This window comes from Longimicrobiaceae bacterium (assembly GCA_035936415.1).
Taxonomy (GTDB): Bacteria; Gemmatimonadota; Gemmatimonadetes; order Longimicrobiales; family Longimicrobiaceae; genus JAFAYN01.
In genome coordinates this window covers 1-15,731 of the sequence record DASYWD010000296.1, presented here as the reverse complement: position 1 = coordinate 15,731, position 15,731 = coordinate 1, and the positions used below count along the sequence as shown (strand labels likewise).

General features: G+C 70.6%; 17 protein-coding genes. 3 read left to right on the top strand and 14 right to left on the bottom strand.

What is annotated here, in order from left to right; genetic code table 11:
- Nucleotides 1–231 (top strand): hypothetical protein (locus VGR37_12010; protein ID HEV2148119.1); only part of this gene is annotated, 231 nt, incomplete at its 5' end.
- Nucleotides 232–233: 2 nt separating this feature from the next.
- On the opposite strand, the gene VGR37_12005 is transcribed toward VGR37_12010, so the two are convergent.
- The gene (locus VGR37_12005; protein ID HEV2148118.1) at nt 234–1,076 is read right to left on the bottom strand and encodes a hypothetical protein; all 843 of its coding nucleotides are present in this window, start codon (nt 1,074–1,076) and stop codon (nt 234–236) included.
- Nucleotides 1,077–1,233: 157 nt separating this feature from the next.
- On the bottom strand, nt 1,234–4,356 hold the full coding sequence (locus tag VGR37_12000; GenBank protein HEV2148117.1) for a CHAT domain-containing protein: 3,123 nt from the start codon (nt 4,354–4,356) through the stop codon (nt 1,234–1,236).
- Nucleotides 4,357–4,632: 276 nt separating this feature from the next.
- Between VGR37_12000 and VGR37_11995 the strand changes: the two genes are divergently transcribed.
- Both VGR37_11995 and VGR37_11990 read left to right on the top strand, forming a co-directional pair.
- On the top strand, nt 4,633–4,893 hold the full coding sequence (locus VGR37_11995) for a DUF4160 domain-containing protein (GenBank protein ID HEV2148116.1): 261 nt from the start codon (nt 4,633–4,635) through the stop codon (nt 4,891–4,893).
- 11 nt (nt 4,894–4,904) lie between these two features.
- Nucleotides 4,905–5,279, top strand: a complete 375-nt coding sequence (locus VGR37_11990; protein HEV2148115.1) for a DUF2442 domain-containing protein — start codon at nt 4,905–4,907, stop codon at nt 5,277–5,279.
- Between the two features lie 37 nt (nt 5,280–5,316).
- Here the strand turns inward: VGR37_11990 and hisF are convergent, their stop codons facing one another.
- From hisF to VGR37_11930, 12 genes are all read right to left on the bottom strand, one after another.
- Nucleotides 5,317–6,087, bottom strand: coding sequence for an imidazole glycerol phosphate synthase subunit HisF (gene hisF / locus VGR37_11985; protein HEV2148114.1), 771 nt, complete (start codon nt 6,085–6,087; stop codon nt 5,317–5,319).
- A complete protein-coding gene (gene dapF, locus VGR37_11980; GenBank protein HEV2148113.1) occupies nt 6,078–6,956 on the bottom strand; it encodes a diaminopimelate epimerase in 879 nt (292 codons plus the stop codon). Before dapF ends, hisF begins: the two co-directional genes overlap by 10 nt.
- A 34-nt stretch (nt 6,957–6,990) precedes the next feature.
- On the bottom strand, nt 6,991–7,617 hold the full coding sequence (hisH, locus tag VGR37_11975) for an imidazole glycerol phosphate synthase subunit HisH (protein HEV2148112.1): 627 nt from the start codon (nt 7,615–7,617) through the stop codon (nt 6,991–6,993).
- A gap of 133 nt (nt 7,618–7,750) precedes the next feature.
- A complete protein-coding gene (gene hisB, locus VGR37_11970; protein HEV2148111.1) occupies nt 7,751–8,347 on the bottom strand; it encodes an imidazoleglycerol-phosphate dehydratase HisB in 597 nt (198 codons plus the stop codon).
- Between the two features lie 5 nt (nt 8,348–8,352).
- On the bottom strand, nt 8,353–9,459 hold the full coding sequence (gene hisC, locus VGR37_11965; protein ID HEV2148110.1) for a histidinol-phosphate transaminase: 1,107 nt from the start codon (nt 9,457–9,459) through the stop codon (nt 8,353–8,355).
- A gap of 130 nt (nt 9,460–9,589) precedes the next feature.
- Nucleotides 9,590–10,885, bottom strand: coding sequence for an adenylosuccinate synthase (locus VGR37_11960; GenBank protein ID HEV2148109.1), 1,296 nt, complete (start codon nt 10,883–10,885; stop codon nt 9,590–9,592).
- Nucleotides 10,886–11,034: 149 nt separating this feature from the next.
- On the bottom strand, nt 11,035–11,541 hold the full coding sequence (locus VGR37_11955; GenBank protein ID HEV2148108.1) for a DinB family protein: 507 nt from the start codon (nt 11,539–11,541) through the stop codon (nt 11,035–11,037).
- Between the two features lie 50 nt (nt 11,542–11,591).
- Nucleotides 11,592–13,763 (bottom strand): ATP-binding protein, encoded by a 2,172-nt coding sequence (locus tag VGR37_11950; protein ID HEV2148107.1) that lies wholly within the window; start codon nt 13,761–13,763, stop codon nt 11,592–11,594.
- Between the two features lie 4 nt (nt 13,764–13,767).
- Nucleotides 13,768–14,070: a gas vesicle protein GvpJ gene (gene gvpJ / locus VGR37_11945; GenBank protein ID HEV2148106.1), complete on the bottom strand. Its 303-nt coding sequence runs from the start codon at nt 14,068–14,070 to the stop codon at nt 13,768–13,770.
- Between the two features lie 16 nt (nt 14,071–14,086).
- Nucleotides 14,087–14,407, bottom strand: coding sequence for a gas vesicle protein GvpJ (gene gvpJ / locus VGR37_11940; protein HEV2148105.1), 321 nt, complete (start codon nt 14,405–14,407; stop codon nt 14,087–14,089).
- A gap of 28 nt (nt 14,408–14,435) precedes the next feature.
- On the bottom strand, nt 14,436–14,780 hold the full coding sequence (locus VGR37_11935; protein HEV2148104.1) for a gas vesicle protein K: 345 nt from the start codon (nt 14,778–14,780) through the stop codon (nt 14,436–14,438).
- Between the two features lie 439 nt (nt 14,781–15,219).
- Nucleotides 15,220–15,731: GvpL/GvpF family gas vesicle protein (locus VGR37_11930; protein ID HEV2148103.1), on the bottom strand; the 512-nt coding region annotated here is incomplete at its 5' end.

Here is a 15,731-nt window from a genome sequence, read left to right as displayed (position 1 = left end):
GTGGAGCTGGGGGCGTGGGCGGAGGCGGCGCGGATCGCTGCGGCGCGCCGGGACGCGGAGTTCTTCCGGCCGCGCGAGAGCCGGGCGGTGCTGGGGCGCGCGGGGGAGCTGCCGGAGCCGGCGGGGGCGGCGCTGGAGCGGATCCGGCGCGCCGTGGAGGGGGACGGCGCGCCGGAGTGGAATTCACTGGAGCGAGGCATTAGTGACCTGCTCCAGACGGTCGGAGGCTAGCCCTACAGCGTTCCCCCTGCGACCATACAGGCATATGGATCCGCACCAGCGATCTCCTGTGGAGCGGTTGTGCCTCTTACGTTGCCTTTTCGCGGGGAGCAGTCGTCCTCTGTTCCAGGTGGACATTCTCCCACAGGAGCGAGAAGCCGCGGAATCCCCTTCTTGCCTGCTGGGGAGAAGATTTCGTAGTACACCTCAAAGTGCTCCGCCTCGTGAGGCCGGCCCCGGGGCTGTGGTATACCGGGCCGATTGGGAGGCAAGTCTTCCTGGGTGGCATTATACACGTATAGCACGATCTCTTCATTTATCTTGTGCAGTGGCCCCAGAGATTCGTCATGACCTGAGTTGAGACCCTCTAACTGGAGACTGATTGAATCCCTATCCGAGACGGGAACCGTCCACTCCACGCGATTGGTCATGCAGACGGGCTCACCTTCCAGTTCCCAATATGCACCCGGGTCACACCCCGAAATCAGGCCTGAGCCTAGGGTGACACGAGCCCTCACTTTCCGCGGCCGCTTTCCCGTCTGCTCGGGAGCGACGGGTTCGTTCGTAAACCGACTGAGGTTGACGATTTGGCGAGGCAGCGTAACCTGTGCATCGCCCGCGAGCCTGGGAACGATAAGCGCCTGGTGGTCAATCTTCACGGGCCGAAGCCTGCGTGTGAGGACTCCGCCTCCTTCATACCCCTCATCATAATACAACCTGACGTAGTGCTGCTTGCCCCCGTGGCTCACGTGCCCGCTCGAGTCTGGGAGGAGTACGTGCATCGCCGTTTCAGCTGATCTATCGTCCGGAACGAATAGGCAGAGGCCTGTGAAAACAATCTTCAACTGAAATCCCATTGCTCTACTCCTGGTTTGAGGTGAACTCCGCCGACGCATCATGACGGGCATCCCCAGTAGCGCCTACACGCCAATGTGGACCAAGCCGTTGCCTTAGGCTGATCGGTGCCTCATCCGCTACCCGTCGTCCGCTGACATTGCGACCAGAATCCAATCGCTAGCTCCCGGAATAGGTCAGCCCACCCCACGCCGCAGGAGACCACAATGCGGGCACATTCGAGCGAAGTAGCCGCAGCTGAGCCTGGCGCAACGCTTCGGCTCCGTCACCCGAGGTGCGGTAGGCGCGATGGAATTCCACCATCAGCCGCCCAGTCGTTTCGTCGTCCACCCGCCAGAGGCTGCCGACTACTCCCCCCGCGCCCGCCGCGAGCAGCGATCCCGAGAACCCGAGAAAACCCCCAGCCCTGCCCTTTCGTCCCCGGGACGTCTCACAAGCGGAGAGCACCACTAAACGGACATGGCCAAGGTTCATTCGGCGGATCCCGGCCGCAGTTAACCGCCCTGACGAGCCCTGGACCCCGTGCGCAGGAGCAAGAGCTAGGAATGACCCCTCTGGATTGTCTCCGTCGAACACCGCATGCCCTGCATAGTGGATCACGGTTGCGCCCCCAAATGCACTCACCACCGCCGTGCTATCTGCCACGTTTCCGCTAATCACCACGGCACCCGGGTAGATGGCCTCTAGCGCCCCGACTTCAGCAAGGGCACCGGGAAGTCGCCCCAGCTCTGGGTGCGCCCGTGCGTCAAAGGCGGGATCCGCGATGAGGAGCGCCTTCCCGGCCGGCGCTCCACGCGGCGGAGCCGCGTGCATAGCGCTGCGCAGGCTTGCCAACAGCCGTATTGGATGGCTCTCAATGAGGTAGCGTCCACGGCGGCGGTCCAGGAGAGCGGCAAACGGAACATCCGCCAGATCGCCGTCGGCAATCACGACGATCGGAGTCCCGTCCGCTCCGATGCGCTCCTCGATGGGTCGAATCAGCACATCGTAGAGAGCGCCGAGTGCGGCCTCGGTAGCAGGCCCAGCGTCGCGCATCTCTAGGCCGGAGCGGGCCCGCTCGACGATTCGTGCGAGCCGTGCCCGCTCAACTCTCGTCTCAACGATGTTCAAGGCGGAGCCGGAGAGGGTCCAGACGAGAAGCGTATCACCCATAACGGCGTAATCCACGACCACCTGGCCGGGCGGAGCAGCTAGAGGTGCAGGTACGATCCCTCCGCCCTCGACCCAAGCTGGCCCGAATGCGGAACGGCCGCGCTCCAAGTAGTTCAGCGCTTCACGAGCATTCCGGCTTCGGACCTGAATCATCACCATCCGGTCGAACGCCCCTCTGGCCGCCTCGATCAGCGACGCCCGCAGAGGCTCGCTCGCGGTACCGGCCCTCTGCTCCTCGACGAGTGCCACAACACGATCGAGATCGGCCGCGGCTCCCCGGACCTCACCGGATGCAAGGCGCGCATCGGCCCGCTTGACAAGGGCCTCGACAAGCCTCGGTCTGCTGGCACCTGCCGCAAAGAAGCTCACGACGGCATCCAGGGCCGCGACCGCCCGGGACGGGTCGCGCTGGAGCGCGATACCAGCTTCCGCCGCACGGAGGTCGGCCTCGAACCATTCACGCCGGCCGGCGGGGAGGGTCTGGACGAGTGTCTTGCCCAGCTGGATGTCCTCCTCGGCCTCCGCCCACCGCCCGGCGGCCACCCGGCGTTGCGCCCGCACCAGATGCGCCTCCGCGACGTACTTATTGATCCCCGTGCGTGCCGCAACCTCGATTCCCTGGTCCTGCAGACGGAGCGCAGCACTCCGCAGCCCGTCCGCCTCCGCAGCCTTTGCCGAGGCGTAGAGCAGGTTGTGCCTCCACACGGACCCTCCATACGGCCGGAGCATCAGGAGGGCGCGGTGCATCGCTCCGTACCCGGCACCCATGTCACCCAGCTTGAAGCTCGTCTCCGCGACGAGGTAATGGATCGCGCCAAGGCTTTCTCGCTCCCCTGCCCGCTGGTACAGCGAGGTTGCGGTGCGATAGTGCCCGAGTGCCTGCTCATAGCGGCCGCCCCGCAAAATGATCGTTCCCAGGGTCCAGTGGACGCGGGCCGCGAGAGCCGGGTAACGGGCGGCATCCGTGTGCAACGCCAGCGCATGGAGCACTCGCTCTGCCTCTGGCGAGTTGGTGGGGTTGGCGTAAACGCGCGCCGCGCTGCCGAACAGTGTCGCCCATGCCTCCAGTGGCCTCGTGGGCGGCGCCGCAGCTGCGCGAGCAAAGAATGGAGCAGATTCGGCCTGTTCCGCGTTTTCATATGCCCGTCGCCCCGCGGAGTACTCCCGGTGCCCCTCCGCCAGCGCCCGCGTCGCGCGCTCATCCCCCTCGCGTGCCCGGATCTCCCGCACCGCATCAGCGAGCGTCGCGTCCCCGCCCCGCCGCTCCAGCGCCACTCCGACCGTCCATGCAAGCCGTAGCCACTCACCTGCGCGAGCCGTGTCGCCCGCCAGCACCGCCTCACCCCACTCCCCGAGCAGCTCGTCCCACCCCCACAGCCGCGCCTCCTGCGGCCACCGCGCCGCGAAGTCCGCCACCTCGGCCGAGGAGGCACCCTGCCGCGGGCGCGTGGGCAACATGGGCGGCGTCTTCAGACGACGCACCCGCGTCCTTGCCTCCCCCGCCCAGCCGGACTTCGCATCCACCATCAGGAACCGCTCCCATTCTCGTGCAGCCTCTCCGTCCAGCCCCAGCCGGTCCAGCGCCAGCGCGAGGTTGAACCGGGCCGCGGCGTTCGTCGAATCGGCCTCCAGCGCCTGCTCCGCCACCTCGACCGCCTCCAGCAGGTCGCGCGGGCTCTGCGCGCGCTCCGCCCGCACCAGGTAGGCGGCCGCGAGGTCGGCCAGGATCGGCGCTGGGCGCTCCGACAGCCGCGCCGCGGTCTCCAGGTATGAGATGGACCGGTGGAGCGAGTTTCCCCCCGCATCGGCCCAGAGGAGGTCCACGAGGGCGATCGCGTGCAGGGTGTCCGGATCCGCGGTCGCGGGGGCCGCACGCGAGGCACGCGAGGCGAGGGCGAGTACGCGCTCGGAAGGGAGCGCACCCTCGGCGGCGCCCGCGCACTCGGTTCTAGGGATCGTCCCCTCGTCCGGGGCTCGGAGCGAGCATGACCGGAACGCGGTGGTGATGGACAGCCGGGGGCCGATGCTGCGCGGCAGCCCGGCGCGCTCCAGCTCCGCCAGGAGCCCGTCGCGCCCGGCGCCCTCCGCGCGGTTGCAGGTGGCGAGCGCAAGGCCGACAAGGCAGAGCACGAGCGTCAAACCGAGCCGGTGCGCGGCCCGGCGGCGGGTGGGCCTCATTGAGTCGACATACGCAAGGGCGGGACGGCTCCGGCGCAGTGCCCAGAACACCTCGGGGAAGGTGCGCACAAAGAGCGACGAAACACAAGAGTTTCATCGCCGGAGCGTCGCCGTGGGCACCTACCCTCCGGCACGAACGTCGCCATTGCCTCCGCTCTGCAGAGCACCGACTCTTCTCCCATGAGCGACCGCCTCGCCCGCGGCACTCCGACCCCAACCCTTGTGCGAATGCCCCGCATCAGCGAATTCTTCGGCATCATCATCGCGATGTACTACAACGACCACGCTCCGCCCCACTTCCATGCGAAGTACGGTGGGAGCGAGGCCGGCATAGCCATCGAGACGCTGGAGACGATCGAAGGCGAGCTCCCCCGCCGGGTGCTCGCCCTCGTCCTGGAGTGGGCAGCACTGCACCGGGCAGAGCTGCGGAACAACTGGGATGCCGCCCGAAACGGGGAGCCGCTTTCGCGGATTGCGCCCCTGGAGTAAAGGAGTGAACGATGATCCGGGTTCGATCTGTCGCGCCGCTCGACGGCTACCGGCTCCGCGTCGGGTTCACGGACGGCACCGAACGAACGGTGGACGTGGAGCCGTACCTGCGGGGGCCCGTCTTCGAGCCCATCAGGCTCGACCGGAGCGTGTTCGAAGCGGTCGCCGTCGATCCGGAGATGGGCGCCGTCGTCTGGCCGAACGGAGCCGACATCGATCCCGACGTGCTCTACGGCCGCTTCCCCCCGGCCTGGGCGGAGTACGCGAGAGCGCGCGGCTCCGCCGCCGACGAACGCCGTGCGCCGGGACGAGTGGCGGAGGGGCGCCCGGACCCGCCGTATGGTCCGGCTCCGGAAGACGCCGGTGACCGGGATCCACCCTCCTGATTCCGCATCGCTCCCGCGATCTCTTCGCGCGAGAGGCCTACCGCCGCACCGGGTGCCCCCGCTCCGCCAGGAAGCGCCGGGCCTCCTCGATGGTGTGCTCCCCGAAGTGGAAGATGGACGCCGCGAGCACCGCGTGCGCCCCCGCCCCGAGCGCCTGGTCCAGGTGCTCCAGTGTCCCCGCCCCGCCCGAGGCGATCACCGGCACCTCCACCGCGGACGAGACGGCGCTCAGCAGCTCCAGGTCGTACCCGGCGCGCGTCCCGTCGCTGTCCATGGAGGTGAGCAGCACCTCCCCCGCCCCCAGCTCCACCACCCGCGCCGACCACTCCACCGCGTCGATCCCGGTTGGGGTGCGCCCCCCATGGGTGAAGACCTCCCAGCGCGGCGCCTCGCCCGGGGCGGAGACCCGCCGCGCGTCCACCGCCGCGACCACGCACTGCGAGCCGAAGTGGTCCGCGGCCCTCGAGATCAGCTCCGGGTCGCGCAGCGCGGCCGTGTTCACCGACACCTTGTCGGCCCCGGCGCCGAGCAGCGCGTGGAAGTCGTCCACGGACCGGACCCCGCCCCCCACCGTGAAGGGGATGAACACCGAGTCCGCCGTGCGGCGGATCACCTCCAGCAGCGCCCCGCGCGCCTCGTGCGATGCCGTGATGTCCAGGAAGCACAGCTCGTCCGCGCGCTCCCGGTCGTAGCGCACCGCCTGCTCGACGGGGTCCCCCGCGTCGCGGAGCCCCTCGAACTGGATCCCCTTCACCACCCGCCCGTCCTTGACGTCCAGGCAGGGGATGATCCGCTTGGCTAGGGCCATGTCAGCTCACCCAGTCGTCGCAGCATTCCCGGCGTCAGCTCGCCGCGGTAGACGCCCTCCACGGGCCCGCGGAGCACCAGGCTCCAGTCGTCCCGCACCGTAACGTGCAGCGCCCCCCCGGGCATCCGCACCTCCACCTCCCGCTCCGGGACGAGCCCCCGCCGCACCGCTGCCGCCGCCACCGCGCAGGCGCTGGAGCCGGAGGCCCGCGTCTCCCCGGCCCCGCGCTCCCACACCCACGCCTCCACCGTCGCCGGCCCCGCCACCCGCGCGAACTGCACGTTGGTCCCCCGCGTGAACGTCGCATGGGTGGAGATCTGCGGCGCACGCCGCCGCCGGTCGTCCTCGTCCACCTCGTCCTCGAAGACCACGCAGTGCGGGTTGCCGACGGAAACGGCGGTGATGTCCATCCGGTCCCCCGCCGGGAGCTCCAGCACCTCGCCGACGGTGTCGCGGTCCGGCCCCGCCATCCCCACGTCCGCGCTGCGGAACGAAGCCGTCCCCATCTCCACCTCCACGTCCAGCACCCCCTCCGCACTCGCCTCACGGATCAGGATGCGCACCACGCCCCCCGGCGTCTCCACGGTGAACGGCGCCCCCACGGCGGTGCCGCCGGTCTCCAGCAGGTACGCCGCGAAGATGCGGAGCCCGTTCCCGCTCTTCTCCGCCTCCGAGCCGTCCGGGTTGAAGATCCGCACCCCGAATTCCGCCACGTCCGACGGCACCAGCGCCAGCACCCCGTCCGACCCGACACCGGTGTGCCGGTCGCACAGGAGCCGCACCGCGGGCGGCGTGAGTCCGAACGGCAGACCGGCGAGGCGCAGGGCAAGGTAGTCGTTGCCGAGGCCGTGGCCTTTGAAGAAGCGCATAGCAGTCCGTCAGTGAAAGCCCAGGAATCCGTACTCACAGCCGCGCGAAGTTGCCCAGGATCCTCAGCCCGTCCTCCTGGCTCTTCTCCGGGTGGAACTGGATCCCCCAGACGTTGCCGCGCCCCACGATCGAGGCGAAGGGGACGCCGTATTCGCACCACCCCAGCACGTCGCCATCGTCCGGCGCCTGCACGGCGAAGGAGTGCGCGTGGTAGAAGTAGCGCGGCTCCGGCCCGGCGACGCCCTGCAGCACCGGGTCGCCGTCCGCGCGGGAGGTGAAGTCCACCGAGTTCCACCCCATGTGGGGAAGGTGCAGCTCCGTGCGTAGGCGGTCCACGCTCCCCCGCAGCAGCCCCAGGCCGGGCACCCCCGGCGCCTCCTCGCTCCCCTCGAAGAGCAGCTCCATCCCCACGCAGATCCCGAAGAAGGGCCGCCCCGACGCCACGTGCTCGCGCACCGCGTCGCCCAGCCCGCTCTCCTCCAGGCGCCCCATGCACTGCCCGAAGTGCCCCTGCCCGGGAAGCACCAGCCGCTCGGCCCTCCGCGCCTCGACAGGATCGGAAGTCAGCCGCACCTCCGCCCCCCCGTGCTCGAACGCCTTCACCACGGAGCGCAGGTTCCCCGCCCCGTAGTCCAGCACCGTGACCGAAGGCCGGGTCATCCGACACTCCGGCCACGAGAAGTCCCCCGGGAGGAGGTGGGGCTCTCCCGTAGGAATTCAAGCTGTCTGAGCGAAGCGAGTTCTTGAATTCCGGAGGGAGAGCCCCGCCGACGACCCCACGCGAGACCCGCCATCACAGCGCCCCCTTGGTAGACGGCACCACCCCCGCCCGCCGCGGATCGATGCGCGTGGCCGCATCGAGCGCCCGCGCCGCCGCCTTGAAGGTGGTCTCCACCACGTGGTGCGCGTTGTCGCCGCGGACGCCGTCCAGATGCATCGTGACGCGCGCCTCCATCGCGAACGCCCGCCAGAACTCCGCCGAGAGCGCCGCGTCGAAATCGCCGATGCGGTCCTGGCCCGCCGGGACCGGCACGTCGAAGTGGAGGAAAGGGCGCCCGGACACGTCCACCACCGCCCGCACCAGCGCCTCGTCCAGCGGCACCGTGGCGTCCGCGTAGCGCGCGATCCCTGCCTTGTCGCCCAGCGCGTCGAGGAAGGCGCCGCCCAGGACGATCCCCACGTCCTCCACCGTGTGGTGCCCGTCGATGTGCAGGTCGCCCCGGCAGCGCACCGCCAGGTCGAAGGTGCCGTGGCGGGCCAGCGCGTCCAGCATGTGGTCGAAGAAGCCGATCCCCGTCTCCACCTCCGCGCTCCCCGTCCCGTCCAGGTCGATCCGGACGGAGATCTCCGTTTCGCGCGTCCTGCGCGTGCGCTCCCCGATGCGTGGCATCCCTCTCACCCCTCCGTGACGATGGCGCGGAGCGCCGCCAGGAATTCGCCCGTCTCCTCCGGGGTCCCCGCGTTCACCCGCAGGCACCCGTCCAGCATGGGGTACTTCGACACGTCGCGCACCAGGATCCCATGCTCGTCCAGCAGCCGCTCGAAAACGCGCGTGTGCGCGAGTCCCGGCTTCTCCACGCGGAAGAGGACGAAGTTGGCCGCGCTGGGAAAGGCGCGGATCCCCGGGATGGCGCGCAACTCCTCGTAGAGTCGGTCGCGCTCGCGGCGCATGGCCGCCACGAGCGGCGCCAGCAGGTCGCGCCCGCGCAGGGTCTCCGCCGCAGCCACCTCGGTGAAGAAGTTCACGTTGTACGGGAGCTTGGCCTTGTGCACCTCCGCCGCCAGCGCCGGGTCGCCCAGCAGGTAGCCGGCGCGCAGCCCGGCGAGCGCCATGGCCTTGCTGAAGGTGCGCAGCACCACCGCGCGGGGGCGCCCCTCCAGGAAGGAGATCGCGTCGTACCCGCCGAACTCCACGTACGCCTGGTCCAGCAGCACCAGCGCGTCCGTCTCGTCGTGGATCCGCCCGATCTCCTCGCGCGTGAGCGCGGAGCCGGTGGGGTTGTTCGGCGTGCAGAGGACGACCACCGCCGCGTCCGACTCCCGCGCCGCCCGCACGACGGCGTCCACGTCGAAGCGCAGCTCCTCCGTCAGCGGCACGGGGACCACGGTGCCCCCGTTCACCTCCGCCATCAGCCGGTAGAGCGTGAACGTCGGCTCGGGAACGACGACCGACTTCCCGGGCTCCACCACCACCGCGAAGAAGGCCTGGATCAGCTCGTTGGAGCCGTTGGCGACCAGGATCCCATCCTCCGGCCACCCCGTCGCCTCCGCCACGGCGGAGATGAAGTTGTGGGCCACGAAGGGCGGGTAGCGGTTCCAGGGGCGGTCCGCCAGGCGCGCGGCGATGCGCGCCTTGAGCGCCTCCGGGACGTCGTACGGGCTCTCGTTCTGGTTCAGCTTCACCCGCGGCTCGTACGGCCGGAGGGTGTACGCCGACATGGCGCGCACCTGCGGCTTCACGTGCCCCAGCGCGCTCTCGACCGCCGCATCGTTCTTCAGCATCGGAAACCGTATGGTTCGGGCACGCTACGCCCGCAAACCGCGGCGAGGCCCGACAATGCTGCCGTCGGGCCTCGCCCCCCCGGGCGCGCATCCTTCACTTCGCACTTCGCACCTCCCACTCCCGCACTCCCTATTGCGAGTGCTCGACGTGGATGATCTGGTCGCGCCGGGTGCCCACGGACACGAACCAGATGGGCACGCCCGTCAGCTCCTCCAGCCGCCGCAGGTACGCCCTCGCCGCCTCCGGGAGGTCCTCCCAGCGCCGCGCCTCCTGGGTGGAGGCGCGCCATCCAGGCAGCGTCTCGTAGACCGGCTCCGCCGCCTCCAGGAGCCCCAGGTCGCCGGGGAACTCGTCCAGCTCCTCGCCCAGCGCGCGGTAGCCCACGGCGATCTTCAGCTCCTCCAGCGTGTCCAGCACGTCCAGCTTGGTGACGGCCAGCCCGGTGAGGCCGTTCACGCGGGCGGCGTAGCGCACCACCACCGCGTCGAACCACCCGCAGCGCCGCGGCCGTCCCGTCGTCGCCCCGAACTCTCCCCCCAGCTCCCGGACGTGCTCCTGCATGGGCGAGGGGAACTCCGTGGGGAGCGGGCCGGAGCCCACGCGCGTGGTGTACGCCTTCACCACCCCCACCACCGCGTCGATCGCGGTGGGGCCGATCCCCACGCCGAGCCCGGCGCCCCCCGCCGTGGTGTTGGAGGAGGTAACGTACGGGTAAGTGCCGTGGTCCACGTCCAGGAGCGCGCCCTGCGCCCCCTCCAGCAGCACGTGCTTCCCCTCGCGCAGCGCGTCGTGGATCACGCGCCCCGTCTCCACCGACAGCTTCAGCAGGCGCTCCCGGATCCCCATGACCTCGCGGAGCACCTGGTCCGCGTCCGCGCGCTCCTCCGCCCCCGTGCACTGCAGGCGCTCGTTGGCGCGCGCCACGGCGCGGCGGAGCTGCTCCTCGGCGCGGGCCGCGTCGCGCAGGTCGGCCACGCGGATCCCCATGCGCGCCACCTTGTCCTCGTACGCCGGGCCGATCCCCCGCCCCGTCGTCCCGATCTTCCCCGCCCCGCGCTGCGCCTCCGCGGCCCGGTCCAGGAGCTTGTGGTAGGAAAGGAGGAGGTGGGCGCGCCCGCTGACCCCCACCCGCCCCTCCGCGTCGATCCCGCGGGCGGTGAGCGCGTCCAGCTCCTCGAAGAACTGGAAGGGGTCGAAGACCACGCCGTTCCCCAGGAGGCAGCGCCGCTCCGGGTGCAGGATCCCCGAGGGGATCTGGTGTAGGATGAACTCCTCCTTCCCCACGTGCACCGTGTGTCCCGCGTTCGCGCCGCCCTGGTAGCGCGCCACGACGTCCACCTTCTCGGCGAGGACGTCCACGATCTTCCCCTTCCCCTCGTCGCCCCACTGGGAGCCGACGATCACCACGCAGCGATGCTCGTTCATCAGAACCATCCCCTGTGCAGGCGTCCGGAGGGGCGCCCACAAGCAAAAAGCGGCCCCGCACGACTCGGCGGGACCGCGGCTCACGTATCCTTCGGGGGAAGCTAGGCCCCGGTGCGCGCGCCGTCAACCGGCGGCGCGCCGGCCCCTCCCTACCCCTGCGTGTCCGCCGTGGGACCGTAGATGGAGGGGAGCGGCACCTCGTTCTGGCGCAGGTAGACGCTGAGCTGGCCGCGGTGGTGGATCACGTGGTTCATCACCATCGTGCGCAGCACCGCCGCGCGCGGCATGGTGAAGATCGTGTGGCCCCCGCTCTTCAGCGACCAGGGCACCATCATCTCCTCGTCCGACGCGCCGGCGATGGCCTCGCGCGCCTTCGCCACGTTCTCGTCGAAGGTCTCCAGCAGGGCGGCCGTCGAGGTGAAGCCCGGCGGCGTGAAGCCCGGCTCGCCCGGCGGGTTCATGTCCACCTCGGTCAGCGCCATCGTCCTCGGCGCCAGCCCCACCAGGTTGGCGACGTGGATCGCCAGCGCGCCCAGCTCCGTGGACTTCGGGTGCGGCCTCCAGGCGGCCCGGTGCTCGGGGACGCGCTCCAGGAGCGAGCGCGTGGTGGCCATCTCGTGGTCGAACTCGGGGAGCAGAGCCTGTGCGATCGGCATGTTCGGGGATCCCTGGTTGTCGGCCTCGCGGCCCGTTCACGGGAGCGGGCTCAGCGCCGCTCCCCCTCGCCCGCGCGCACCACGGCGCCGTCGGCGCTCGCCGCGGCGGGGGCGTCGTCGTCCACCCGCAGCTCGCGGCCCCGCAGCGGGAGCCGCACCGTGAAGGTGGAGCCCTCCCCCATGCGCGACTCCAGCCGGATCGTCCCGCCGAGCAGCTTGAGCAGCTTCTGGGTGATGGAGAGCCCCAGCCCCGTGCCCCCGTACTCGCGCGTGGACGACTGGTCCACCTGGCGGAAGTCCTCGAAGATGTTCTCCACGTGCTCCGGGGGGATCCCGATCCCGCTGTCCGCCACCTCCACCTCCACCCCGTCGCCGTCCGGCGCCCTCCGCGCGGTCACGCGAATCTCCCCGCGGTGCGTGAACTTCACCGCGTTGGAAAGGAGGTTGAGGAGGATCTGCTTGACCTTGGTGCGGTCCGTCTCCAGGATCGGCAGCTCCGGGGCCAGCTCCTGCCGGTACTGCAGCTCCTTCTGCCGCACCATGGGCTCCACCGTGGCGGCCAGCTCCTGGATCACCTTGGCGATGTCCACCCGCTCCAGGTGCACCGGCATCTTCCCGGCCTCGATCTTCGCCAGGTCCAGCACGTCGTTGACCAGCTCCAGCAGGTGCTGGGAGGCGGCGTACATCCGGTCCAGCGCCTCCTCCTGCCGCTGCGTGATCTCCCCGTAGATACGGTCTCGCATCAGCGAGGTGTACCCCAGGAGCGCGTTGATCGGGGTGCGCAGCTCGTGGCTCATGCTCGCCAGGAACTCCGACTTGAGCTGGTACGCCCGCTCCAGCTCCCGGCTCTGCCACTGCAGCTGCCGGTTGCGCTCCTCCAGCTCCGCGGTCGCCGCCGCCACCCGGTCCTCCAGCCCCTCGTTGAGCCGCGTCAGCGCCAGCGCCAGGCGCTCGTTCTCCACCACCTTGGTGAGGTCGTGGACGATGGAGACGATCGCCGTCATCTCCGAGCGCTCGTTGAGGATCTTCCCCGAGACCACCTCCGCCGGGAACTCCTCGTGGGTGTCCGGGTCGGTGAGCATCAGCTGCTCGATCCGGGCCGTGTCCGAGCTGAGCGCGAAGTCGGAGATGAACGAGGAGAACTTGGTGTCGTTGGTCCGGACCTCCCGGTGGCGTCGGGCGTCCAGCGGCGTGCCGGGCACCGACTCGAAGAGCCGCTCCGCCTGGTGGTTGGTGAGGATGACGTTGGAGTCCTCGTCGGTCACCAGGATGGGATCCCCGACGTTCTCCAGGATCAGGTTCAGGCGGTCGCGCTCGCGCCGGGCCTTCACCTCGGCCTGCCGCATCCGCTTGAACTGCTGCTCCAGCTCCGTCGCGGCGCGCTTCAGGTCGGTCACGTCGCGGAGCACGGAGACCACGACGCCCTCCCCCGCGGTCTCGGCCGGGAGCGGGGTGGCGAGCACCTCGAAGAGGAGGTCGCCTCCCTCGGTGGGGTCCACCAGGTTCAGCTCCCGCGCCCGGGGGTCCGACCCCGCCACCACGGAGCGGGTCAGGAAGGACGACAGGAGGAGGTTGTTGATCTCCACCGCCCGGCGCCGCCCCTCGCTGTCGCCCTCGCCGGAGGTGAGGAGCACCTCGGCCCGCCCGTTCTCCAGGAGGACGTTGTTGGCCGCGTCGGTGATGAGGACCGGGTCGGGGAGGGCGTTCACCACGGCGGAAAGGAGCTCGCGCTGCCGCTCCGCGCCCACCGCCGAGCGGCGCAGCTCCTCCAGCTCCGCCAGCCGCCCCACCGCCGGCCCCAAGGCGCGCAGCACGCCGCCGAGCGGGTCGAAGTCGCGCAGCCGGCGCCGGCCGGGATCCAGGACCAGCGCCCCCGCGGCGCCGCGCGTCCCCGGGAGCGGGAGGACCACCGCGCGCTCCAGACCCGGGAGCATCTCCTCCCCCGCCGACTCGGTGGGCTCGCCCGAGAGCACCGCCCGCACCGCGGGGTGGAACTCCGCCGTGAGCGGGACCGAGAAGGCCCGGACCTCCTCCGGGCCCCACCCGATGCCGGCCACACCGCGGAGCGCCCCCCGGCGCACCTCAGCGGCGACGGCGCGCTCCACGCGCAGCGGGGCGAGCACGCCCTCGACCACCAGGCAGAGCGCGTCCACGAGGCTCTCCGCCCGCTGGACCCGGTCCAGGAGGGCGAGGATCTCGGCTTCGGGGGGGGAGGAGCCCACGGGGTCAGCCCAGCGCGTCCAGCCTTCGCCTCAGCTCGGCGTTCTCGGCGACCAGGCGGTCCATGTCGGCCGCGGACGGGGAGGGAGGCGTGATCTCCCGGGTCCGGGTGGGGCCGGTGATCCCCACGGCCTCGGAGTACTTCAGGTAGGTGTCGATGGAGGCCACCACGATCCGCGCCTCCACGGTCACCAGGTCGATCCCGACCAGGGAGACGCGCACGTAGGCGTCGATGACGATCCCCTTGTCCAGGACCCGGTCGAGGACGTCGATCAGGCTGGTTCCGCCCGGAGCCCGTTCTACTGCCATCGCTTGCTTCTCCGAATCAGAGGGATGGGGACCCGCCGGGCGCGAGCCGCTCCAGACGCTCCTCCAGCTGTCGCACGCGCTCCCGCAGCTCCCGGTTCTCGTCCGCGGCCGCGGAGCCCCCGCTCAGCGCGGGGTCGTACTTCCACCAGTTCAGCCCGATCTGCTCGGCCTTGTCGATGGAGCACACGAGGAGGCGCACCTGCACGGTGAGCAGCTCGACGTTGGCGAGGTTGATCTTGATGTCGCCCGCGATGACGAGGCCCTTGTCGAGGATCCGGTCGAGGATGTCGACCAGGCCCTGCGGGCGCGTCGGGGCGAGGGGAGCGAGTTCGGGCAAGAAGCTTGTCCTGTGCGGGTCTCTCGGTTCAGAGCAGTTTCCCCAGCGGACCAAGATCGACGTTGAGATCCTCCCCCGCAAGGCCGAAGACGCCCCGGATCTCCTGCATTTTCTCCTCCAACAGCAGGAGCGCGGTCCCCATGCGCTCCACCTGCTCGTCGCTGAGGTCCGGGTCCTCCATGCGCCGCACCGCCTGGTGCTCCACCACCCGGCGGAGCAGCTCCACCAATGTGAGCACGAGACGGGCCAGGTCCTGCTGCACCGTTTCCGGGTCCACGTCGATGCGCGTGGGGAGCTGGTTCGCCAGCTCCGCGATCTCCGCCACGGGGAGGTCGACGGTGGTCGGGCGGTGCGGTGGGTCGGAGGGTGTCATGTACGGCGTCTCACAGCGGGTTTGGGCGTGTCCCCCGCGGTGCGGGGGCCGGGCTGCGGCGCCGTAGAGCACGATACAACTGTGCTCAACGGCGGCGAGCCGCGGAAACGGCCCCGCGTCTCGCCCCTTCGGGCTCGCATCCCTCACGCGAGCCCCCTCCCCACGGATTTGCCCCCTCCGATCCCCCGCAAGCGGGAGAGGGGCTTTTTTCCTGCTCCCCCTTGCCCCCGCTTGCGGGGTGATACCGGATCCGGGTAGACCGGAGAGGGTGATCGGGAGGCGGGGGGAGGCTCAGCAGGCGGTGCGTTTTGTTTGAGCCCTCGCCGCACTCACCTCTTGCTCCGTCGGCCGGGCGAGTGCTCTGGCGAGTCCCTTCGGGTTTCGCACCGCCGGAGGAGTCTCCCCCCACCGACCTCTCGCGACACATGCGGATTCGGCCTCACACGAACGAATACGGCGCCCACGGGCCCGAAAGGCGGATCTCCGCGTCCGGCACGTCGCCAGAGACCCGCTCCACCGCCTCGCGATAGCTCGATACGTTCCCCTGTAGCACCAGATGTGCCAGGGTGCCGGCCATGCCTGCCGCGGGGAGCACCGTCCGCACCTCCTCGGCCCCGGGCAGCACCTCGCCCACCGCACTCGAAAGGCGGTCCAGCAGCGCTTCGGCCTCCCCGCGGAGCGCCGCCTCCACGGCGTGCTCCCGGCGTCGTGCTTCCAGGTAGGCGCGGCCCGTGGCCGGCTTCTCCTCCGCGGGGCGGAGCTCCGGGTGCGCGGCGAGGATCCGCTCCCGCGCGGCGCCGGGGTCCCAGCCGACGGCGACGCCCATCTCCACCTTTCCCGCGACCCGCTCCAGCGCGGCGAGCAGGACGTCCGCGCGCTCGGCGAGCACCGCCCGGAGCGCGCCCTCGTCCGCGAAGACGCTCCCGAAGCGGAGCGGGAGCGGCGTGGCGG